Origin of the sequence: Pseudomonas agarici (assembly GCF_900109755.1) — a bacterium.
GTDB classification, from domain to species: Bacteria; Pseudomonadota; Gammaproteobacteria; order Pseudomonadales; family Pseudomonadaceae; genus Aquipseudomonas; species Aquipseudomonas agarici.
This window is the reverse complement of the sequence record NZ_FOAR01000004.1, coordinates 123,408-144,893: the sequence shown is the minus strand read 5'-3', so window position 1 is coordinate 144,893 and position 21,486 is coordinate 123,408. Positions and strand designations below refer to the sequence as shown.

Genomic DNA, 21,486 nt, shown 5'->3' with positions numbered 1-21,486 from the left:
CTTTGACCGAAGTGGAAAATAACTTTTCCCACCTACACCCAATCAAAAATCCAGGTTCGACACCGCCAACGCATTGCTCTCGATAAAGTCTCGGCGTGGCTCAACCGCGTCGCCCATCAAGGTGTTGAAGATCTGGTCGGCGCCGATGGCGTCTTCGATTGTCACTTTCAACATGCGACGGACCGCCGGGTCCATGGTGGTTTCCCAGAGCTGGTCAGGGTTCATTTCACCCAGTCCCTTATAGCGCTGGATCGTGTGGCGCTTGGTGCTTTCGGCCATCAACCAGTCCAGGGCTTCCTTGAACTCGGTCACGGCTTTCTTGCGTTCACCACGTTGAATGTAGGCACCTTCGTCGAGCAAGCTGCTCAATTGCGCGCCCAGGGTCACTACGGTCTTGTAGTCGTTGCTGCCAAAGAAGTCGCGGTTGAAGGTGATGTAGTTCGACAGGCCGTGGGAGATCAGTTCGACTTCCGGCAGCCAGACGTTACGCTCACGATCTTCCCGCAGGCTGGCCTTGTAGACCAGGCCGGACTTCTCGTTCAGGCGCAGGCGGACCTCATATTTGGTCAGCCATTCCTGCATCGCCGCATGATCACCCAATTGCTCCAGGCTCACAGCCGGCAGATAGATGAAGTGCTCGGTCAGCTCCTGTGGATACAGGCGTGACAGGCGCTTGAGGGTCTTCATCACCATGCGGAAGTCGTTCACCAGACGCTCCAGCGCCTCACCGGAAATCCCCGGTGCGTCTTCGTTCAGGTGCAGGCTCGCATCTTCCAGGGCCGACTGCGTCATGTACTCTTCCATGGCGTCATCGTCCTTGATGTACTGCTCCTGCTTGCCTTTCTTCACCTTGTACAGCGGTGGCTGGGCGATGTAGATGTAGCCGCGCTCAATCAACTCCGGCAATTGGCGGAAGAAGAAGGTCAGCAGCAGGGTACGGATGTGCGAACCGTCGACGTCAGCATCGGTCATGATGATGATGTTGTGATAACGCAGCTTGTCGATATTGTACTCATCGCGACCGATGCCGCAGCCCAGTGCGGTGATCAGTGTGCCGACTTCCTGGGAAGAGATCATCTTGTCGAAACGGGCTTTCTCAACGTTGAGGATCTTACCCTTCAACGGCAGGATCGCCTGGGTGCGACGGTTGCGACCCTGCTTGGCGGAACCGCCAGCAGAGTCACCTTCCACCAGGTACAGTTCGGACAGGGCAGGGTCTTTTTCCTGGCAATCCGCCAGTTTGCCCGGCAAGCCGGCGATATCCAGCGCACCTTTGCGCCGAGTCATCTCACGCGCTTTACGCGCCGCTTCACGGGCACGCGCGGCATCGATCATCTTGCCGACCACCAGCTTGGCTTCGTTCGGGTTCTCCAGTAGAAAATCGGAGAAATACTTGCCCATTTCCTGCTCGACTGCGGTCTTCACTTCGGAAGAAACCAACTTGTCCTTGGTCTGGGAACTGAATTTCGGGTCCGGTACTTTCACCGAAATGATTGCAGTCAGGCCTTCACGGGCATCATCACCGGTGGTGGCGACCTTGTGCTTCTTCGCCAAGCCTTCCTGTTCGATGTAGTTGTTCAGGTTACGGGTCAGCGCAGAACGGAAACCCACCAGGTGAGTACCGCCGTCGCGCTGCGGGATGTTGTTGGTGAAGCACAACAGGTTTTCGTTGAAACTGTCGTTCCACTGCAAGGCAATCTCTACGCCGATGCCGTCTTCACGTTGGATGTTGAAATGGAACACCTGGTTGACCGCCGTCTTGTTGGTGTTCAGGTATTCAACGAACGCACGTAGACCGCCTTCATACTTGAACAACTCTTCCTTGCCACTGCGTTCGTCCTTGAGGACGATGCCGACGCCGGAGTTGAGGAAAGACAGTTCGCGAATCCGCTTGGCCAGGATGTCCCAACTAAAATGGATATTCTTGAAGGTTTCTCCGGAAGCCTTGAAGTGAATCTGGGTGCCGGTAGTTTCGCTCTCGCCGACGATTCTCATCGGTTCCTGAGGTACGCCATGAACGTAAGTCTGTTCCCAGATTTTTCCGCTGCGACGCACGGTCAGTACCAACAGTTCGGACAGTGCGTTTACCACCGACACACCTACGCCATGTAGGCCACCGGATACTTTATAGGAGTTATCGTCGAACTTACCGCCAGCGTGCAGTACGGTCATGATGACCTCCGCTGCGGATACGCCTTCTTCCTTGTGTACATCGACCGGAATGCCGCGACCATTGTCGCGCACGGTGATGGACTCATCCGGGTGGATGATAATGCTGATGTCGTCGCAATGACCGGCCAGAGCCTCGTCGATGGAGTTATCGACCACCTCGAACACCATGTGGTGCAGACCGCTGCCATCATCGGTGTCGCCAATGTACATACCGGGACGTTTGCGCACGGCATCCAAACCTTTCAGCACTTTGATGCTGGTCGAGTCGTACGTATTTTCTTCGCTCATGCCTTCACTCCCGATGGTCGTGGGTCTGGGTGATACAGCCTTGTTCCACGTGGAACAAAGCGACTGGCGTTTCCGTCTGCCAGCCCTCCCTCAATAATTCATGATCTACACAGGTGATAAATACCTGGCAGCGTAAGTCTTCAAGCAAGCGACACAGCGCACGGCGGTGCTGCTCGTCCAGTTCGGACGGCAAGTCATCCACCAGATAAATACATTGGCCGCGCCGGGCCTGACTGACCAGATGCCCCTGAGCGATACGCAATGCACAGACCACTAATTTCTGCTGACCCCGCGACAAGATATCCGCGGCATTATGTGCGCCCAATCGGAGGCGCAAATCAGCTCGTTGTGGTCCAGCCTGGGTATGCCCCATTTGCTGGTCTCGATGTAGGGAAGAGGCGAGCACGGCACTCAGCTCTTTGTCCTTGTCCCACCCACGGTAATAGCTAAGCGTTAAGCCTTCGAGTTCGACTAGTTCACTTAAGGTCTGCTCAAAGACTGGTTTCAAGGCTTTGATATAAGCGCGGCGGTATTCATCGATTTCGGCGCTGGCCAGGCACAACTCTCGGTCCCAGGCTGCTTGCGAAGCGGCGTCAAGTGTACCATGCCGCAGCCACGAGTTCCGCTGCCGCAGGGCCTTCTGCAGGCGCTGCCAGGTCGACATGAAACGTGGTTCCACGTGGAACACTCCCCAGTCGAGAAACTGCCGACGAATTTTAGGCGCGCCTTCCAGCAGGCGAAAACTATCCGGGTTGATCAACTGCAGCGGCAGGATCTCCGCCAGTTGTGCAGCGCTCTTGGCATTCTGGCCATCGATGCGAATCTGGAATTCACCCTGGCGATCGCGGGATATTCCCAATGCGCTATGGCCACCCTCGGCCAATTCGACCTGGCCAAATACTGTGCAGGCGAGTTGCTCGTATTGGATCACCGGCAACAGGCGAGTACTGCGGAATGAGCGGGCCAGCCCCAACAAATGGATAGCTTCCAGCACACTGGTTTTTCCGCTGCCATTGGCACCGTACAGGATATTGATACGTGCAGAGGGAGAGAACGTCACCGGGTGCAGGTTGCGCACCGCGGTGACCGAAACACGGCTGAGGGACATCTAGCGTGAGGCGCTGAACATGGACAGGCGAGGCACTGTTACAGACGCATCGGCATGACGACGTAGGCCGAGTCGTCGTTGTCTGACTCTTGTACCAGCGCACTGCTGTTGGAGTCGGACAGGATCAGGCGAACCTGCTCGGTGGTCATCACACCCAGCACGTCAAGCAGGTAGCTCACATTGAAGCCGATCTCCAGGGAGCCACCGTCGTAGTCGACTGCTACTTCCTCTTCCGCTTCCTCCTGCTCAGGGTTGTTAGCCTGGATCTTCAACTGACCGCTGGCCAGTTGCAGACGGATACCGCGGTACTTCTCGTTAGACAGGATCGCAGTACGGCTGAAGGCTTCGCGCAACGCCTGACGATCGCCCAGTACCAGCTTATCACCGCCTTTGGGCAGGACACGCTCGTAGTCCGGAAACTTGCCATCGACCAGCTTCGAGGTGAAAGTGAACTCACCCGTAGTGGCACGGATGTGGTGTTGCCCCAGCACGATGCTGACGTTGCCTTCCGGTTCGGTCAGCAAGCGGGCCAGTTCGAGAATGCCTTTGCGCGGCACGATCACCTGATGACGGTCGGGTTGACCGATGTCGGCTTGCATCGAGCACATCGCCAGGCGATGGCCGTCGGTGGCCACGGCACGGATCACCCCAGCGGAGACTTCGAGCAGCATGCCGTTGAGGTAGTAGCGAACGTCCTGCTGGGCCATCGCAAAACTGGTGCGCTCGATCAGACGCCGCAACTTGCTTTGATCCAGGCTGCAGGTCAACGAACCGGGGCCTTCCTCCACAGTCGGGAAGTCATTGGCCGGCAAGGTTGACAGCGTGAAGCGACTGCGGCCGGCCTTCACCACCAGCTTCTGCTCGTCGAGCTTGATATCGATCAGGGCATCGTTCGGCAGGCTTTTACAAATATCCATCAGCTTACGCGCCGGCACGGTGATTTCTCCCGACTCGGCGGGCTCCTCGAGCTGGACGCGACCGACCAGCTCGACTTCCAAGTCGGTACCGGTCAGCGACAGTTGCTGGCCTTCGACAACCAGCAGCACATTGGAGAGCACCGGCAAGGTCTGGCGGCGCTCAACGACGCCTGCGACCAGTTGCAGGGGTTTCAACAGGGCTTCGCGTTGAATGGTGAAATGCATGGTCTAGTCCCTTGCCTTAGTAAGCTGCGCTGCGGTTCTCAAGTGGTCAGTGTGCGCAGCAGGTTCTTGTAGTCCTCGCGAATGTCCGCGTCGGATTCCTTAAGCTCGTTGATCTTGCGGCATGCGTGCAAGACCGTAGTATGGTCGCGTCCGCCAAAGACATCACCAATTTCAGGCAAGCTGTGGTTGGTCAGTTCCTTGGAGAGGGCCATCGCGACTTGACGCGGACGTGCCACCGAACGCGAACGGCGCTTGGACAGCAGGTCGGAGATCTTGATCTTGTAGTACTCGGCCACGGTGCGTTGGATGTTATCCACAGACACCAGCTTGTCCTGCAACGCCAACAGGTCCTTCAGCGATTCGCGAATCAGCTCGATGGTGATGTCACGGCCCATGAAGTGCGAGTGAGCGATCACCCGTTTCAGGGCACCCTCAAGCTCACGGACGTTGGAACGAATACGCTGAGCGATGAAGAACGCCGCATCGTGAGGTAACTCGACCTTAGCCTGGTCGGCCTTCTTCATCAGGATCGCCACCCGGGTTTCCAGCTCCGGCGGTTCGACCGCTACTGTCAGGCCCCAGCCGAAGCGCGATTTCAGGCGTTCTTCCAGACCTTCGATTTCCTTGGGATAACGGTCACTGGTGAGAATCACCTGTTGACCGCCCTCGAGCAAGGCATTGAAGGTGTGGAAAAACTCCTCCTGGGAGCGTTCCTTGCGAGCGAAAAATTGAATGTCATCGATCAGCAGAGCATCCACCGACCGGTAGAAGCGCTTGAATTCGTTGATGGCATTGAGCTGCAGCGCCTTGACCATGTCTGCGACGAAGCGCTCCGAGTGCAGGTAAACCACCTTGGCGTTCGGATTCTTCTTTAATAGATGGTTACCCACGGCGTGCATCAAGTGGGTCTTACCCAGGCCGACGCCGCCATACAGGAACAGCGGGTTGTAACCGTGTTTGGGATTGTCCGCTACCTGCCAGGCTGCTGCACGGGCCAACTGGTTAGACTTACCCTCGACAAAATTCTCGAAGGTGAAGGTGCGGTTCAAGTAGCTGGTGTGCTTGAGTGCCCCCTCGACCTGGACGGTCCGTTGCTCCGAACGCACAGGAGCCTGCTGCGAGCTGGCACCGGCCATCGGATCAAAACTATCGCGGGAGGGCTCTTCGTTGACCTCGACCACCTGCTTCTGGGTCGAAGCAACTTGTGTTGGCGCGGCTACGGGTGTCGGTGCCGCAACGGCACTGGCCGCCATGGCCTGAGAGGCCGCGGCGGCCAGCGGCGCATTCGGGGCGGCACGCGGAGCGGAGCTGCGCCTGCTGCCTATCAATAAGGAAAGGGCAGGCGCCAGGCCATTGCCGTGCTCGCCCAACAGTTCAAGCAAACGTCCCAGGTACTTTTCATTTACCCAATCGAGCACAAAACGGTTCGGTGCATAGACACGCAACTCGTCGCCCTCGGCTTCGACCTGTAGTGGGCGGATCCAGGTGTTGAATTGCTGGGCAGGCAGCTCATCACGCAGAAGTTCCACGCACTGCTGCCAAAGTTCCACTGACACGGATATCCCCTAAGTTGAAAGCCGGTGAGGCAAAAACAAGCAGCCATTGTACCGGCAGGCACAGCACTTATCCACATGTCGATTGCAGGGAGACCCCAAAGAATCAAGGTCTTATCTGTGAACAAAGCGACAAATGGTATGTGCATAAGCTCTGTGGATAACTACCCTTGAGGTCGTTGCACAAGTAGGATCGAAAGTCTGTGGGTAACTCGCTTGTGGATAACATGGCGTTCCACACACAGCTTTTCCGACAGCACAGCACAGGCTCGACACCGTTTCCCCACCGTGTTGTCATTCTCTGTACAGCAGGTATCTAGAGCCCTCCAGGTACTTATCCACAGATACTGACCTCTTAAGCTTCTATAAGCTTTACAGAAAAGCTTTAAATAATTCCCTTCTTTATTTCTATAGCTAGCTCCGGAGCTGATCAAGCGCAGAGGCCAATACCTATGAAGAAGTAAAAGCTGGTTGGAAATTGACCTAGAGGCTTGCTTTCTCTAGAATCCCCGGTCTCTTAAAACGGGGGCCATTCCGGCCCGTTGTGACGAACCAGGTAGCAACGCCATGAAACGTACTTTCCAACCCAGCACTATCAAACGCGCTCGCACCCACGGTTTCCGTGCTCGCATGGCAACCAAGAACGGTCGCGCCGTCCTGTCGCGTCGTCGCGCCAAAGGCCGCGCTCGTCTGGCAGTTTGATAATCCGGCACGGGTGGTGAGTCAGGACTTCAGTCGGGAAAAGCGTCTGCTTACGCCACGACATTTCAAGTCAGTCTTTGACTCCCCTACCGGCAAGGTTCCGGGGAAAAACCTCCTGCTCCTTGCGCGCAACAATGACCTTGATCATCCCCGTTTGGGGCTGGTTATTGGTAAAAAGAGCGTGAAGCTCTCCGTTGAGCGTAATCGCCTCAAACGTCTGCTGCGCGAATCGTTCCGTCTGCACCAGGATTCACTGATTGGCTGGGACATTGTTATCGTCGCGCGCAAAGGTTTGGGAGACGTAGAAAACCTCGAATTGATTCAGCATGTCGGCAAACTGTGGAAGCGCCTGGCTCGTAACGCGTCGGCGACCGCGGTAAAAACCGAGCCTGCAGGGGTAGACAGCCCAAATGCGTAAACTGGCGCTCGTTCCTATCCAGTTTTACCGCTATGCCATCAGTCCACTGATGGCCAGCCACTGTCGTTTCTACCCCAGTTGTTCCTGCTACGCGTACGAAGCCATCGAAACTCATGGACTCCTGCGCGGTGGCTGGCTGACCTTTCGTCGTTTAGGTCGCTGTCATCCGTGGAATGCCGGTGGTTATGACCCGGTTCCACCTATTCCTACCTCCCGTTCTTCTTCGATGGCCGAGTAATCATGGATATCAAACGCACGATCCTGATCGTCGCCCTGGCAATCGTGTCCTATGTCATGGTTCTCAAATGGAACCAGGACTACGGTCAGGCTGCCCTGCCGACTCAGAATGTTGCCAGCACCACCGTTTCTGGCTTGCCGGATACGGCAACCGTCGGCAATGCCGCCGCCAGTGATGACATTCCACGAGCTGCCAATGACACCAGTGTTGCTGTTGAAGCACCGGTGGCCGCCAGCAAAGACCTCATCCATATCAAGACGGATGTGCTCGACCTGGCTATCGATCCAAAAGGTGGGGATGTTGCGCAACTGAAGTTGCCGCTTTATCCACGTCGCCAGGATCATCCGGAAATCCCGTTCCAGCTCTTCGATAACGGTGGAGAGCGCACTTATCTGGCACAAAGTGGCCTGATCGGTACCAACGGTCCGGACTCCAGCTCCAGTGGCCGCCCGTTGTACTCTTCCGAACAGAAGAGTTATCAACTGGCTGACGGTCAGGACAAATTGGTCGTCGACCTTAAGTTCAGCGAAAACGGGGTCAACTACATCAAGCGTTTCAGTCTGAAGCGCGGCCTGTATGACGTGACCGTTTCCTACCTGATCGACAACGAAAGCGCACAGCCTTGGTCAGGTGCGATGTTCGCCCAGTTGAAACGTGACGCCAGTGCGGATCCTTCTTCCAGCACCGCTACCGGTACTGCGACTTACCTGGGCGCCGCCCTGTGGACAAGTTCCGAGCCGTACAAGAAAGTGTCGATGAAAGATATCGACAAGGGTTCACTGAAAGAAACCGTTCAAGGTGGCTGGGTTGCCTGGTTGCAACACTATTTTGTGACCGCCTGGGTTCCCGCCAAGGGCGACAGCAATGTCGTGACCACCCGCAAGGACAGCCTGGGTAACTATATTATTGGCTACACCGGTCCTTCGCTGACTGTCGCTCCAGGTCAGAAAGTCGAAACCAGCGCGATCCTCTATGCAGGTCCCAAGAGCCAGGCCGTATTGAAGGAGTTGTCCCCAGGTCTGGAACTGACGGTCGACTACGGCATCCTGTGGTTCATTGCCCAGCCGATCTTCTGGTTGCTGCAACATATCCACAGCCTGCTTGGCAATTGGGGCTTCTCGATCATCGTCCTGACCATGCTGATCAAAGGGCTTTTCTTCCCCTTGTCGGCTGCCAGCTACAAGTCGATGGCTCGTATGCGCGCCGTTGCCCCAAAACTGGCGGCGCTGAAAGAACAACATGGCGACGATCGGCAGAAAATGTCGCAGGCCATGATGGAGCTGTACAAAAAAGAGAAGATCAATCCACTGGGCGGTTGCTTGCCGATCCTCGTGCAGATGCCAGTTTTCCTCTCGTTGTATTGGGTGCTTCTGGAAAGCGTGGAGATGCGCCAGGCGCCGTTCATCCTGTGGATTACTGACCTGTCGATCAAGGATCCGTTCTTCATCCTGCCGATCATCATGGGTGCAACCATGTTCATCCAGCAGCGTTTGAACCCGACTCCGCCGGATCCGATGCAGGCCAAGGTGATGAAGCTGATGCCGATCATCTTCACCTTCTTCTTCCTGTGGTTCCCTGCCGGTCTGGTGCTGTATTGGGTGGTGAACAACTGCCTGTCGATCGCTCAACAGTGGTACATCACACGTAAGATCGAAGCCGCTACCCAGAAAGCCGCCGCGTAACTTACTCTGTGGATAACCACTCAAGACGCCCCCTAGTGGGGCGTTTTGCTATCTGCCACTTTTTGAGGCCCACTCCATGAACGTCCCTCGGGAAACCATCGTCGCCGTTGCCACCGCCCAGGGGCGCGGTGGTGTCGGCATCGTCCGTATTTCCGGGCCTTTGGCGCGGAGTGCGGCGCTGGCCATCAGCGGTCGCGAACTGAAACCGCGTTTTGCTCACTACGGTCCATTGCGCGGGGACGCCGGCGAGGCGCTCGATGAAGGCCTCGCGTTGTATTTTCCGGGACCGAATTCGTTCACCGGCGAAGATGTCCTGGAATTACAGGGTCACGGCGGTCCGATTGTCCTCGACATGCTGTTACAGCGCTGTCTGCAACTGGGCTGCCGGCTGGCGCGCCCCGGAGAATTCAGCGAACGAGCCTTCCTCAATGACAAACTCGACCTGGCCCAGGCCGAAGCGATTGCCGACCTGATCGAAGCCAGTTCGGCTCAGGCTGCGCGCAATGCCCTACGTTCACTGCAGGGCGCGTTCTCTCAGCGTGTGCATAACCTCACCGAACAATTGATCAACCTGCGGATCTATGTGGAAGCGGCCATCGATTTTCCCGAGGAGGAGATCGACTTCCTCGCTGACGGCCATGTGTTGGCGATGCTTGATGCGGTGCGTGACGAGTTATCCACAGTAATACGCGAGGCCGGGCAAGGTGCGCTGTTGCGCGATGGCATGACCGTAGTGATCGCCGGTCGGCCGAATGCCGGCAAATCGAGCTTGCTCAATGCCCTGGCCGGCCGCGAGGCGGCGATTGTCACTGAGATCGCCGGGACGACCCGGGATGTCCTTCGTGAACATATCCACATCGATGGCATGCCGCTGCACGTGGTCGACACGGCCGGGTTGCGCGATACCGACGACCAGGTAGAAAAGATCGGCGTGGAGCGAGCCCTCAAGGCCATCAGCGAGGCCGACCGGGTGCTGTTGGTGGTGGACGCCAGCGCGCCTGAGGCTGTGGATCCTTTTGCATTGTGGCCGGAGTTTCTCGAACAACGGCCGGATCCGGCGAAAGTGACGCTGATCCGCAATAAGGCTGACCTTACGGGGGAAAATATTGCCCTGGAAACCAGCGCAGACGGTCATGTCACCCTTAGCCTGAGCGCCAAGACCGGTGGCGACGGCCTGGAGCTGCTGCGCGACCACCTCAAGGCCTGCATGGGTTATGAACAGACAGCGGAAAGCAGCTTCAGCGCTCGCCGCCGGCATCTGGAGGCGCTGCGTTACGCCAGTTCAGCCCTTGAACACGGTCATGCGCAGTTGACCTTGGCCGGTGCCGGGGAGCTGTTGGCCGAAGATTTGCGTCAGGCACAGCAATTTCTCGGGGAAATCACCGGCGCATTCAGTTCCGATGACCTGTTGGGGAGAATTTTTTCGAGTTTTTGTATCGGCAAATGACTGGGCGGATTCGGTCTGGTTATCCACAGTTCCCGTGAACGCATCAGGAACATGGCAGGTCAGAGAGGGTATTGTTCAACCTTACCTACTGACGTCACGGGAAAATGATGAGTTCGTTAGCTATTGATTCAACCTTCTTCGAGCTTCTGACTGGCAGTTATCAACGGCTTGTCGGTCAGTCACTGGTGCCTCAGGGCAGTGATGCGGCCTGGCTGTATGAGCAGGCGCCCTTTTGCGTGCTCTCCCACAACACCGATGCCGATCCACGTTTCATCTATGCCAATCGAGCTGCACAGCAATGCTTCGACTATGACTGGGCTCAATTCACGTTGTTGCCGTCGCGGCTATCGGCCGAGGCGCCGAACCGTGCGGAACGCCAGTCGTTGCTGGATCGTGTCCACCATCAGGGTTATGCCAGCGGCTACACCGGGATTCGTATTTCCAGGACGGGCAGGCGTTTCTGGATCCGCAACGGCCTTGTCTGGCAATTACAGGATGGCGAAGGCGTGATTCACGGCCAGGCCGCCGTATTTCACAGTTGGGACGACATCTGATTTCACTTGCTATCTCACAGGGATGCCGGGCCTGATCCGGCATTTCCTCTTCTTCTGCCGCACAGATCCTTCCATTTCCCTGACGAATTCCGGCTCGCGGAAGGTTTCTGCGTGCCTGTGATTCGCCAGGAAAGCGTTTTTCTGTGGATTAAGCCCTGTGAATAACCGACCTTCAGCTCAGTTGATAACCGGGCCTGAAAACTGAGGATGAACCCGCTTGTGGATAAACAGCACTTTAATCCACAGGCTTATACTGGTTATCCCAAGCCCTCCATGGCACATGACCACAGACTTATGAATCTCTGTACACACCATAAAACAAGGCTTGTAGAGCTTTATCCACAGAATAGCCGCGCACTAAGAATAAACATAAAAACAAAGCTTTAATAAATTTCTTTATTTTAATTTCTATTACCCATGATTATCCACAGCTGGTTAAATTTTGTGCAAAGGGTTCTTTAGGAAAGGCAAATTCCCTATACTTGTTCATTCAGCCCGAATTTTTATTTACCTACCTGGCAGCAGGCACGAGGTGCGTGGTGGATTTCCCTTCCCGTTTTGAGGTGATCGTCATCGGCGGCGGTCATGCCGGTACCGAGGCAGCACTAGCATCAGCACGCATGGGCGCAAGAACCCTGTTGCTGACGCATAACGTGGAAACCCTCGGTGCAATGAGTTGCAACCCTGCCATTGGTGGTATTGGTAAAAGCCATTTGGTCAAGGAAATCGATGCCCTTGGTGGCGCGATGGCCATCGCCACCGATAAAGGTGGCATCCAGTTTCGTGTCCTCAACAGCCGTAAAGGCCCGGCTGTGCGCGCAACTCGGGCACAGGCCGACCGCCTGCTGTACAAGGCCGCTGTTCGTGAAATCCTGGAACACCAGCCGAACCTGTGGATATTTCAGCAGGCCGCCGACGATCTGATTGTCGAGCAGGATCAGGTCAGGGGGGTTGTGACCCAGATGGGTCTGCGTTTCTTCGCCGAATCCGTGGTGTTGACCACCGGCACCTTCCTCGGTGGACTTATCCACATCGGGATGCAGAACTATTCGGGTGGCCGCGCCGGCGATCCGCCGTCGATTGCCCTGGCCCATCGCTTGCGGGAACTGCCGTTGCGGGTCGGTCGCCTGAAAACCGGCACCCCGCCACGGATCGATGGTCGTTCCGTGGATTTCTCGGTGATGAGCGAACAACCCGGTGACATGCCGATTCCAGTGATGTCGTTCATGGGCTCGAAAGAGCAGCATCCACGTCAGGTCAGTTGCTGGATTACCCACACCAACGCCCGCACCCACGAGATCATTGCCGCCAACCTCGATCGTTCGCCGATGTATTCCGGGGTGATCGAAGGCATCGGTCCGCGCTACTGCCCGTCGATCGAAGACAAGATCCACCGCTTTGCCGACAAGCAAAGCCATCAGGTCTTTATCGAACCGGAGGGCCTGACCACCCACGAGTTGTACCCGAACGGGATATCCACCTCCCTGCCATTCGACGTGCAGTTGCAGATCGTCCAGTCGATCCGCGGCATGGAAAACGCCCACATCGTTCGTCCGGGCTACGCCATCGAGTACGACTACTTCGACCCGCGTGACCTGAAGTACAGCTTGGAAACCAAGGTGATCGGCGGTCTGTTCTTTGCCGGACAGATCAACGGCACCACCGGTTACGAAGAGGCCGGCGCCCAGGGTTTGCTGGCTGGCGCCAACGCTGCGCTGCGGGCCCAGGGCAAGGACAGCTGGTGCCCGCGTCGGGACGAGGCCTACATCGGGGTACTGGTCGATGATCTGATCACCCTCGGTACCCAGGAACCGTACCGGATGTTCACCTCCCGCGCCGAATACCGGCTGATCCTGCGTGAAGACAACGCCGACCTGCGGCTGACCGAAAAAGGTCGCGAGCTGGGTCTGGTGGATGATGCGCGCTGGGCGGCTTTTTGCACAAAACGCGAAAGCATCGAGCTGGAAGAACAGCGCCTGAAAAGCACTTGGGTGCGCCCGGGCACTGAGCAGGGCGATGCAATCGCCGAGAAATTCGGTACGCCGCTGACCCACGAATACAATTTGCTCAATCTGCTGAGCCGTCCGGAAATCGACTACGCGGGCCTGGTCGAAGTGACCGGGCAGGGCGCGGAAGATCCACAGGTCGCCGAGCAGGTTGAGATCAAGACCAAGTACGCCGGCTACATCGACCGCCAGCAGGATGAAATCGCCCGGCTACGGGCCAGCGAAGACACCCAGCTGCCTGTGGATATCGATTATTCGAACATCTCTGGCCTGTCGAAAGAGATCCAGGGCAAGCTCGGCGCAATCCGGCCCGAGACCTTGGGCCAGGCTTCGAGGATTCCTGGCGTCACGCCAGCGGCGATTTCCCTGCTGATGATTCACTTAAAAAAACGCGGTGCGGGCCGTCAGTTGGAGCAAAGCGCTTGAACTCACAGGTCACCTCGCAACACGCCGAAGAGTTATCCACAGGTGCTGGTCAGCTTGGCGTCCACCTGACCGCCGCTCAGCATGAGCAGTTGCTCGGTTATCTGGCTCTGTTGATCAAATGGAACAAGGCCTACAATCTGACCGCTGTGCGCGACCCGGACGAAATGGTTTCACGGCACCTGCTCGACAGCCTGAGCGTGATGTCCTTCGTCGACTCGGGGCGCTGGCTCGATGTCGGCAGCGGCGGCGGGATGCCGGGTGTGCCGCTGGCGATCCTGTTTCCGGAGTCGCAAGTGAGCTGCCTGGACAGCAACGGCAAGAAGACCCGCTTCCTGACCCAGGTCAAACTCGAACTCAAACTGGATAACCTGCAAGTTATCCACAGTCGCGTCGAAGCCTTCCAGCCGCAGCAGCCATTCAACGGGATTATTTCCCGGGCGTTCAGCAGCATGGAGAACTTCAGCAACTGGACTCGCCATCTCGGCGACACTGATACACGCTGGCTGGCAATGAAGGGCGTCCATCCGGCGGACGAGCTGGTAGCATTACCGGCAGACTTCCAGCTCGATAGCGAACACGCTTTGGCCGTACCCGGTTGCCAAGGTCAACGTCATCTGCTGATACTGCGCCGCAGGGCATGATTGGGAACACAAGCAAGAATGGCTAAGGTATTCGCGATAGCGAACCAGAAAGGTGGTGTGGGCAAGACCACCACCTGCATCAACCTCGCTGCATCCCTGGTCGCCACCAAGCGTCGGGTGCTGTTGATCGATCTCGATCCACAGGGCAACGCCACCATGGGTAGCGGTGTGGATAAACACGGTCTGGAAAACTCCATCTACGATGTGCTGATCGGTGAATGCGATCTGGCGCAGGCCATGCATTTCTCCGAACACGGCGGTTATCAACTGCTGCCAGCCAACCGTGACCTGACAGCGGCCGAGGTGGTGCTGCTGGAAATGCAGATGAAGGAAAGCCGGCTGCGCAGCGCCCTGGCGCCGATCCGCGAGAACTACGACTTCATCCTGATTGACTGCCCGCCGTCGCTGTCGATGCTGACCCTCAACGCTTTGGTGGCCGCTGATGGGGTGATTATTCCCATGCAGTGTGAATATTTTGCCCTCGAAGGGCTCAGCGACCTTGTGGATAACATCAAGCGCATCGCTGAACTGCTCAACCCGGAGCTGAAGGTTGAGGGGCTGCTGCGGACCATGTACGACCCTCGTCTGAGTTTGATGAACGATGTTTCCGCACAGCTCCAGGAACATTTCGGTGATCAACTGTACGACACCGTGATTCCGCGCAACATCCGTCTGGCCGAAGCCCCGAGCTACGGTATGCCGGCTCTGGCATACGACAAACAATCCCGTGGTGCCGTGGCTTACCTGGCTCTGGCGAGCGAGATGATTCGTCGGCAACGTAAAAATTCACGCGCCGCCGCTCCGGCAACTTAAGGAAATCCCATGGCCGTCAAGAAACGAGGTCTAGGACGTGGGCTGGATGCATTGCTCAGCGGTCCGACTGTCAGCTCGCTGGAAGAGCAAGCTGTCCAGGCCGACGAACGCGAACTGCAACACCTGCCGCTGGACTTGATTCAGCGCGGCAAATACCAGCCGCGCCGCGACATGGACCCGCAGGCGCTGGAAGAGCTGGCGAACTCGATCAAGGCCCAGGGCGTGATGCAACCGATCGTGGTCCGTCCGATCGGCAACGGGCGTTTCGAAATCATCGCCGGCGAACGTCGCTGGCGCGCCAGCCAGCAGGCCGGGCAGGAAACCATTCCGGCCATGGTTCGCGATGTAACGGATGAAACCGCCATTGCCATGGCGCTGATCGAGAACATCCAGCGTGAAGACCTCAACCCGATCGAGGAAGCCGTGGCCCTGCAGCGACTGCAGCAGGAATTCCAACTGACCCAGCAACAGGTCGCCGAGGCGGTGGGCAAGTCCCGCGTGACCGTAGCCAACCTGCTGCGCTTGATCGCATTGCCGGAAGTCATCAAGACCATGTTGTCCCACGGCGATCTGGAAATGGGTCATGCTCGTGCCTTGCTTGGTTTGCCGGATGAGCGGCAGGTCGAAGGGGCGCGACATGTTGTCGCACGTGGCCTTACCGTGCGCCAGACCGAAGCACTGGTTCGTCAGTGGCTGAGTGGCAAACCAGCCCCGGTCGAACCGCCTAAGGCGGACCCGGACATCAGTCGTCTCGAACAGCGCCTCGCCGAGCGGCTGGGGTCTGCGGTGCAGATTCGTCACGGGCAGAAAGGAAAAGGCCAGTTGGTGATTCGCTATAACTCCTTGGATGAACTACAAGGGGTACTTGCCCATATTCGTTGAAACATTTCCTCATGTAGCGCGCAGGCGGAAATCACTACCCGGCAGTTGAATAGGGGCCGAACCGCCCCTATACTCTGCGCGCATTTTGTCGGCACAATTTATGCCAAGTTATTGATTTCCGGCAGCCGACCTTTGAGGAGCGTGAGTGGTGGAAATCCGCAGGCCAAACAGGTTGCCGTTCCATCGCTTGGCGGTATTCCCGGTTTTATTGGCTCAATGGGTCATATTGCTGGTGGCCGCGTTGGTGCTTTGGCAATGGTACGGTGGCGTTGCCGGATACTCGGGACTCTGTGGAGGCCTGATAGCCTCGCTACCCAACATGTATTTTGCTCACAGGGCCTTTCGGTTTTCCGGCGCCCGAGCAGCCCAGTCCATCGTCCGGTCTTTTTATGCCGGCGAGGCGGGCAAGTTGATTTTGACGGCAGTGCTGTTTGCACTGACGTTCGCAGGAGTGAAGCCACTGGCGCCGATAGCAGTCTTCGGTGTCTTCGTGCTGACCCAGTCGGTCAGTTGGTTGGCTCCCCTGCTAATGAAAACAAGACTTTCGAGACCTTAGGGCGTTTGAGGCAACCATGGCAGCAGAATCCGCTTCGGGCTATATCCAGCACCACTTGCAGAACCTGACCTTCGGTCAGCTACCTAACGGCGGCTGGGGCTTTGCCCATTCCGCAGCAGAAGCCAAGGCAATGGGCTTCTGGGCATTCCACCTGGACACCTTGGGTTGGTCTGTCGCATTGGGTCTGATCTTCGTCCTGATTTTCCGCATGGCGGCAAAGAAGGCAACTTCCGGTCAGCCAGGCGCTTTGCAGAACTTCGTTGAGGTATTGGTCGAATTCGTCGACGGCAGCGTGAAAGACAGTTTCCACGGTCGCAGCCCGGTGATTGCGCCGCTGGCACTGACCATCTTCGTCTGGGTGTTCCTGATGAACGCCGTTGACCTGGTACCGGTCGACTGGATTCCTCAGTTGGCGATCCTGATTTCCGGCGATCATCACATTCCATTCCGTGCGGTTTCCACCACGGACCCTAACGCTACCCTGGGCATGGCCCTGTCGGTGTTCGCGTTGATCATTTTCTACAGCATCAAGGTCAAGGGCATCGGCGGCTTCATCGGCGAACTGACCCTGCATCCGTTCGGCAGCAAGAACATCTTCGTTCAAGCGTTGTTGATCCCGGTGAACTTCCTGCTGGAGTTCGTGACCCTGGTCGCCAAGCCGATCTCCCTGGCCCTGCGACTGTTCGGCAACATGTACGCCGGTGAGCTGGTATTCATCCTGATTGCAGTGATGTTCGGCAGTGGTCTGCTCTGGCTGAGCGGCCTGGGTGTCGTACTGCAGTGGGCGTGGGCCGTTTTCCACATTCTGATCATCACCCTGCAGGCGTTCATCTTCATGATGCTGACTATCGTCTACCTGTCGATGGCGCACGAAGAAAACCATTAAGACCAGTCTCGACTGGTCTGGTGTCCTTCCCGATAAAACGGGAAGGTGGCCTTCCAAGGCTCTGAAACGATTTGTTTTACCGCTTTAAAATCTAAAAAACCTAAACCATACGACGTAAAAGTCGGGAGGAAAGATGGAAACTGTAGTTGGTCTAACCGCTATCGCTGTTGCACTGTTGATCGGCCTGGGCGCACTGGGTACCGCCATTGGCTTTGGCCTGCTGGGCGGCAAATTCCTGGAAGGCGCGGCGCGTCAGCCAGAAATGGTACCAATGCTGCAAGTCAAGATGTTCATCGTGGCCGGCCTGCTCGACGCCGTCACCATGATCGGCGTTGGTATCGCTCTGTTCTTCACCTTCGCGAACCCCTTCGTTGGTCAACTCGCTGGCTGATCACTCGAGTTTTCGAGTTGATTGGTGTGATGGACAACGAACGAGCGAGGTGTTGGCGTGAACATTAATGCAACCCTGATTGGCCAGTCCGTTGCGTTCTTCATTTTTGTACTGTTTTGCATGAAGTTCGTGTGGCCTCCGGTCATCGCGGCTTTGCACGAACGTCAGAAGAAGATCGCGGATGGATTGGACGCTGCCAGCCGTGCAGCTCGCGACCTGGAGTTGGCCCAAGAGAAAGCGGGTCATCAACTGCGCGAAGCAAAAGCACAGGCAGCCGAGATCATTGAGCAAGCGAAGAAACGCGGTAACCAGATCGTCGAAGAGGCTGTTGATAAAGCCCGCGTCGAAGCTGAACGCGTGAAGGCTTCGGCTCATGCCGAGATCGAGCAGGAACTGAACAGCGTCAAAGACGTGCTGCGCGCCCAACTGGGTAGCCTGGCCGTTGGCGGTGCCGAGAAGATCCTGGGTGCCACAATCGATCAAAACGCGCACGCGGAGCTGGTTAACAAACTGGCTGCTGAAATTTAAGCGAGGGCGATCATGGCAGAACTGACCACGTTGGCCCGACCTTACGCTAAGGCGGCCTTCGAGCACGCTCAGGCCCACCAGCAACTGGCCCATTGGTCAGCCATGCTCGGCCTGGCCGCTAAGGTGTCGCAAGACGACACCATGCGGCGCGTGCTCAAGGCCCCGCGACTGACGAGCGCAGACAAGGCCACCACGTTTATTGACGTGTGTGGCGACAAGTTCGATGCCAAGGCACAGAATTTCATCCATGTCGTTGCCGAAAACGACCGTCTCCCGCTGTTGCCGGAGATTGCCGCTCTGTTCGACCTGTACAAGGCCGAGCAAGAGAAATCGGTAGACGTGGAAGTCACCAGTGCTTTTGCATTGAACCAAGAACAGCAAGACAAACTCGCCAAGGTTCTCAGTGCACGACTCGACCGGGAAGTGCGCCTGCAAGTTGCGGAAGACTCATCCCTTATCGGGGGTGTTGTCATTCGCGCCGGCGACCTGGTTATCGATGGCTCAGTTCGCGGCAAACTCGCGAAATTGGCCGAAGCATTGAAATCTTGAGTTTGAAGGGGCAGCAGAGCAATGCAGCAACTCAATCCTTCCGAAATAAGTGAAATTATCAAGGGCCGCATCGACAAACTCGATGTGACCTCCCAAGCCCGTAACGAAGGCACTGTCGTCAGCGTATCTGACGGTATCGTGCGGATTCACGGTCTAGCCGACGTCATGTACGGCGAGATGATCGAGTTTCCGGGCGGCGTCTACGGTATGGCCCTCAACCTTGAGCAAGACTCCGTAGGTGCCGTGGTATTAGGCGCGTACACCAGTCTGGCTGAAGGCATGAGTGCCAAGTGTACCGGCCGCATTCTCGAAGTTCCGGTGGGTAAGGAACTGCTGGGTCGCGTTGTCGACGCACTGGGTAACCCGGTTGACGGCAAAGGTCCGCTGAACAACACCGAGACCGACGCGGTCGAGAAAGTGGCTCCAGGCGTGATCTGGCGTAAGTCGGTAGACCAGCCTGTACAGACCGGCTACAAGGCTGTCGATGCGATGATCCCGGTGGGCCGTGGCCAGCGTGAGCTGATCATCGGTGACCGTCAGATCGGTAAGACCGCTTTGGCGATCGACGCGATCATCAACCAGAAAGACAGCGGCATCTTCTGCGTTTACGTAGCGATCGGTCAGAAGCAATCGACCATCGCCAACGTGGTTCGCAAGCTGGAAGAAAACGGCGCCCTGGCCAACACCATCATCGTGGCCGCCAGTGCTTCCGAATCTCCCGCGCTGCAGTTCCTGGCACCGTACTCCGGTTGCACCATGGGCGAGTTCTTCCGCGACCGCGGTGAAGACGCGCTGATCGTTTATGACGATCTGTCCAAGCAAGCAGTGGCCTACCGCCAGATTTCCCTGCTGCTGCGCCGTCCACCAGGCCGTGAAGCCTACCCAGGCGACGTGTTCTATCTCCACTCCCGTCTGCTGGAGCGTGCATCCCGCGTCTCGGAAGAGTACGTCGAGAAGTTCACCAATGGCGCGGTGACTGGCAAAACCGGTTCCCTGACCGCTCTGCCGATCATCGAAACCCAGGCTGGCGACGTTTCCGCGTTCGTTCCGACCAACGTGATTTCCATCACCGACGGTCAGATCTTCCTGGAATCGGCCATGTTCAACTCCGGGATCCGTCCTGCTGTGAACGCCGGTGTTTCGGTATCCCGTGTAGGGGGCGCCGCCCAGACCAAGATCATCAAGAAGCTGTCCGGTGGTATCCGTACCGCCCTGGCCCAGTACCGTGAACTGGCGGCATTCGCCCAGTTCGCTTCTGACCTGGACGAAGCGACCCGCAAGCAACTTGAGCATGGTCAGCGCGTTACCGAGCTGATGAAGCAGAAGCAATACGCACCAATGTCGATCGCTGACATGGCGCTGTCGCTGTATGCCGCTGAGCGTGGGTTCCTGACTGACATCGAAATCGCCAAGGTCGGCAGCTTTGAACAAGCGCTGATTGCTTACTTCAACCGCGATCACGCCGATTTGATGGCCAAGATCAACGTGAAGGGTGACTTCAATGACGAAATCGACGCTGGCATGAAAGCCGGTATCGAGAAGTTCAAGGCCACCCAAACCTGGTAAGCCGCAGCGGGAGCCGCAAGGCTCCCGCTTGCTAACCTGATAGGTGTTACATGGCAGGCGCAAAAGAGATTCGCAGTAAGATTGCGAGCATCAAAAGCACGCAAAAAATTACCAGCGCCATGGAAAAAGTGGCGGTCAGCAAAATGCGCAAGGCACAAATGCGCATGGCGGCTAGCCGTCCTTATGCGGAGCGTATCCGCCAGGTAATTGGGCATCTGGCCAACGCCAACCCGGAATACCGCCACCCGTTCATGATCGACCGCGAAATCAAGCGTGTCGGTTACGTCGTGGTAAGCAGTGACCGTGGTTTGTGCGGTGGCTTGAACACCAACCTGTTCAAGGCCCTGGTCAAGGACATGGCGGTAAACCGCGAAAACGGCGTCGAGATTGATCTGTGTGTGGTGGGTAGCAAGGGGGCGGCGTTTTTCCGCAACTTCGGCGGTAACGTCGTTGCCGCTATCAGCCACCTGGGTGAAGAGCCGTCGATCAATGACCTGATCGGCAGCGTCAAGGTGATGCTGGATGCCTACTTGGATGGCCGTATTGATCGTCTGTCCGTGGTGTCCAACAAGTTCATCAACACCATGACCCAGCAGCCTACCGTGGAGCAGTTGATTCCACTGGTGGCAACCCCGGATCAAGAACTCAAGCACCACTGGGACTATCTCTACGAACCGGACGCCAAAGAGCTGCTTGACAGCCTGATGGTGCGCTACGTGGAGTCGCAGGTGTACCAGGCGGTGGTCGAGAACAACGCGGCCGAACAAGCTGCGCGGATGATCGCGATGAAGAACGCTACCGACAACGCCGGTGATTTGATCAGCGATTTGCAACTGATCTACAACAAGGCGCGTCAGGCTGCGATCACCCAAGAGATCTCGGAAATCGTCGGCGGCGCTGCCGCGGTTTAACGGTTCAAATATTCAGAGGATCCAGCT

General features: G+C 57.0%; 21 protein-coding genes. 17 read left to right on the top strand and 4 right to left on the bottom strand.

Annotation, left to right across the window (positions count from 1 at the left end):
• Positions 1 to 42: 42 nt before the first annotated feature.
• From gyrB to dnaA, 4 genes are read right to left on the bottom strand one after another with little or no spacing between them, the layout of a single operon-like run.
• Entirely contained in the window at positions 43 to 2,460 is a 2,418-nt protein-coding gene (gene gyrB, locus BMX68_RS05445; RefSeq protein ID WP_017132231.1) for a DNA topoisomerase (ATP-hydrolyzing) subunit B, read from the bottom strand.
• A gap of 4 nt (positions 2,461 to 2,464) precedes the next feature.
• Positions 2,465 to 3,568 carry a DNA replication/repair protein RecF gene (gene recF / locus BMX68_RS05440; protein WP_017132232.1) on the bottom strand — a complete coding sequence of 368 codons (1,104 nt, stop codon included), beginning with the start codon at positions 3,566 to 3,568 and terminating at the stop codon, positions 2,465 to 2,467.
• A 38-nt stretch (positions 3,569 to 3,606) separates the two neighbouring features.
• Positions 3,607 to 4,710: a DNA polymerase III subunit beta gene (gene dnaN / locus BMX68_RS05435; RefSeq protein WP_017132233.1), complete on the bottom strand. Its 1,104-nt coding sequence runs from the start codon at positions 4,708 to 4,710 to the stop codon at positions 3,607 to 3,609.
• A gap of 38 nt (positions 4,711 to 4,748) precedes the next feature.
• Positions 4,749 to 6,266, bottom strand: a complete 1,518-nt coding sequence (gene dnaA / locus BMX68_RS05430; RefSeq protein WP_026013205.1) for a chromosomal replication initiator protein DnaA — start codon at positions 6,264 to 6,266, stop codon at positions 4,749 to 4,751.
• Between the two features lie 564 nt (positions 6,267 to 6,830).
• On the opposite strand from dnaA, the gene rpmH reads away from it, so the two are divergent.
• From rpmH to atpG, 17 genes are all read left to right on the top strand, one after another.
• Complete coding sequence (rpmH, locus tag BMX68_RS26120) at positions 6,831 to 6,965, top strand: 50S ribosomal protein L34 (RefSeq protein WP_003213577.1); 135 nt, start codon at positions 6,831 to 6,833, stop codon at positions 6,963 to 6,965.
• Positions 6,966 to 6,981: 16 nt separating this feature from the next.
• Complete coding sequence (gene rnpA / locus BMX68_RS05420) at positions 6,982 to 7,383, top strand: ribonuclease P protein component (protein ID WP_017132235.1); 402 nt, start codon at positions 6,982 to 6,984, stop codon at positions 7,381 to 7,383.
• Positions 7,376 to 7,621: a membrane protein insertion efficiency factor YidD gene (gene yidD, locus BMX68_RS05415; RefSeq protein ID WP_039792602.1), complete on the top strand. Its 246-nt coding sequence runs from the start codon at positions 7,376 to 7,378 to the stop codon at positions 7,619 to 7,621. Before rnpA ends, yidD begins: the two co-directional genes overlap by 8 nt.
• A gap of 2 nt (positions 7,622 to 7,623) precedes the next feature.
• Positions 7,624 to 9,303 (top strand): membrane protein insertase YidC, encoded by a 1,680-nt coding sequence (gene yidC, locus BMX68_RS05410; RefSeq protein ID WP_017132236.1) that lies wholly within the window; start codon positions 7,624 to 7,626, stop codon positions 9,301 to 9,303.
• 76 nt (positions 9,304 to 9,379) lie between these two features.
• Entirely contained in the window at positions 9,380 to 10,750 is a 1,371-nt protein-coding gene (gene mnmE / locus BMX68_RS05405) for a tRNA uridine-5-carboxymethylaminomethyl(34) synthesis GTPase MnmE (RefSeq protein ID WP_017132237.1), read from the top strand.
• Between the two features lie 107 nt (positions 10,751 to 10,857).
• Positions 10,858 to 11,304 carry an MEKHLA domain-containing protein gene (locus tag BMX68_RS05400; protein WP_017132238.1) on the top strand — a complete coding sequence of 149 codons (447 nt, stop codon included), beginning with the start codon at positions 10,858 to 10,860 and terminating at the stop codon, positions 11,302 to 11,304.
• A gap of 539 nt (positions 11,305 to 11,843) precedes the next feature.
• Entirely contained in the window at positions 11,844 to 13,736 is a 1,893-nt protein-coding gene (gene mnmG / locus BMX68_RS05395) for a tRNA uridine-5-carboxymethylaminomethyl(34) synthesis enzyme MnmG (protein WP_017132239.1), read from the top strand.
• Positions 13,733 to 14,377, top strand: a complete 645-nt coding sequence (gene rsmG, locus BMX68_RS05390) for a 16S rRNA (guanine(527)-N(7))-methyltransferase RsmG (RefSeq protein ID WP_017132240.1) — start codon at positions 13,733 to 13,735, stop codon at positions 14,375 to 14,377. Before mnmG ends, rsmG begins: the two co-directional genes overlap by 4 nt.
• An 18-nt stretch (positions 14,378 to 14,395) precedes the next feature.
• Positions 14,396 to 15,190, top strand: coding sequence for a ParA family protein (locus BMX68_RS05385; RefSeq protein ID WP_017132241.1), 795 nt, complete (start codon positions 14,396 to 14,398; stop codon positions 15,188 to 15,190).
• Positions 15,191 to 15,199: 9 nt separating this feature from the next.
• Positions 15,200 to 16,072, top strand: a complete 873-nt coding sequence (locus BMX68_RS05380) for a ParB/RepB/Spo0J family partition protein (RefSeq protein ID WP_017132242.1) — start codon at positions 15,200 to 15,202, stop codon at positions 16,070 to 16,072.
• Between the two features lie 148 nt (positions 16,073 to 16,220).
• Complete coding sequence (locus BMX68_RS05375) at positions 16,221 to 16,628, top strand: F0F1 ATP synthase subunit I (protein WP_017132243.1); 408 nt, start codon at positions 16,221 to 16,223, stop codon at positions 16,626 to 16,628.
• Positions 16,629 to 16,644: 16 nt separating this feature from the next.
• Positions 16,645 to 17,514, top strand: coding sequence for a F0F1 ATP synthase subunit A (gene atpB / locus BMX68_RS05370; protein WP_017132244.1), 870 nt, complete (start codon positions 16,645 to 16,647; stop codon positions 17,512 to 17,514).
• A 133-nt stretch (positions 17,515 to 17,647) separates the two neighbouring features.
• Positions 17,648 to 17,905: a F0F1 ATP synthase subunit C gene (atpE, locus tag BMX68_RS05365; protein WP_002555987.1), complete on the top strand. Its 258-nt coding sequence runs from the start codon at positions 17,648 to 17,650 to the stop codon at positions 17,903 to 17,905.
• A gap of 57 nt (positions 17,906 to 17,962) precedes the next feature.
• Complete coding sequence (locus BMX68_RS05360) at positions 17,963 to 18,433, top strand: F0F1 ATP synthase subunit B (protein WP_017132245.1); 471 nt, start codon at positions 17,963 to 17,965, stop codon at positions 18,431 to 18,433.
• A 12-nt stretch (positions 18,434 to 18,445) separates the two neighbouring features.
• Positions 18,446 to 18,982 carry a F0F1 ATP synthase subunit delta gene (locus BMX68_RS05355; RefSeq protein WP_017132246.1) on the top strand — a complete coding sequence of 179 codons (537 nt, stop codon included), beginning with the start codon at positions 18,446 to 18,448 and terminating at the stop codon, positions 18,980 to 18,982.
• Between the two features lie 21 nt (positions 18,983 to 19,003).
• Positions 19,004 to 20,548 (top strand): F0F1 ATP synthase subunit alpha, encoded by a 1,545-nt coding sequence (atpA, locus tag BMX68_RS05350; RefSeq protein WP_017132247.1) that lies wholly within the window; start codon positions 19,004 to 19,006, stop codon positions 20,546 to 20,548.
• A gap of 50 nt (positions 20,549 to 20,598) precedes the next feature.
• Positions 20,599 to 21,459, top strand: a complete 861-nt coding sequence (gene atpG / locus BMX68_RS05345; RefSeq protein ID WP_017132248.1) for a F0F1 ATP synthase subunit gamma — start codon at positions 20,599 to 20,601, stop codon at positions 21,457 to 21,459.
• Positions 21,460 to 21,486 lie beyond the last annotated feature (27 nt).

Excerpts from the sequence above, each read along its gene's own strand:
- dnaN (WP_017132233.1), bottom strand. The coding sequence starts at position 4,710 with ATGCATTTCACCATTCAACGCGAAGCCCTGTTGAAACCCCTGCAACTG.
- gyrB (WP_017132231.1), bottom strand. The coding sequence starts at position 2,460 with ATGAGCGAAGAAAATACGTACGACTCGACCAGCATCAAAGTGCTGAAA.
- yidD (WP_039792602.1), top strand. The coding sequence starts at position 7,376 with ATGCGTAAACTGGCGCTCGTTCCTATCCAGTTTTACCGCTATGCCATC.
- BMX68_RS05385 (WP_017132241.1), top strand. The coding sequence starts at position 14,396 with ATGGCTAAGGTATTCGCGATAGCGAACCAGAAAGGTGGTGTGGGCAAG.
- BMX68_RS05400 (WP_017132238.1), top strand. The coding sequence starts at position 10,858 with ATGAGTTCGTTAGCTATTGATTCAACCTTCTTCGAGCTTCTGACTGGC.
- atpG (WP_017132248.1), top strand. The coding sequence starts at position 20,599 with ATGGCAGGCGCAAAAGAGATTCGCAGTAAGATTGCGAGCATCAAAAGC.
- yidC (WP_017132236.1), top strand. The coding sequence starts at position 7,624 with ATGGATATCAAACGCACGATCCTGATCGTCGCCCTGGCAATCGTGTCC.
- atpE (WP_002555987.1), top strand. The coding sequence starts at position 17,648 with ATGGAAACTGTAGTTGGTCTAACCGCTATCGCTGTTGCACTGTTGATC.
- BMX68_RS05355 (WP_017132246.1), top strand. The coding sequence starts at position 18,446 with ATGGCAGAACTGACCACGTTGGCCCGACCTTACGCTAAGGCGGCCTTC.
- atpB (WP_017132244.1), top strand. The coding sequence starts at position 16,645 with ATGGCAGCAGAATCCGCTTCGGGCTATATCCAGCACCACTTGCAGAAC.
- BMX68_RS05380 (WP_017132242.1), top strand. The coding sequence starts at position 15,200 with ATGGCCGTCAAGAAACGAGGTCTAGGACGTGGGCTGGATGCATTGCTC.
- recF (WP_017132232.1), bottom strand. The coding sequence starts at position 3,568 with ATGTCCCTCAGCCGTGTTTCGGTCACCGCGGTGCGCAACCTGCACCCG.
- mnmE (WP_017132237.1), top strand. The coding sequence starts at position 9,380 with ATGAACGTCCCTCGGGAAACCATCGTCGCCGTTGCCACCGCCCAGGGG.
- atpA (WP_017132247.1), top strand. The coding sequence starts at position 19,004 with ATGCAGCAACTCAATCCTTCCGAAATAAGTGAAATTATCAAGGGCCGC.
- rpmH (WP_003213577.1), top strand. The coding sequence starts at position 6,831 with ATGAAACGTACTTTCCAACCCAGCACTATCAAACGCGCTCGCACCCAC.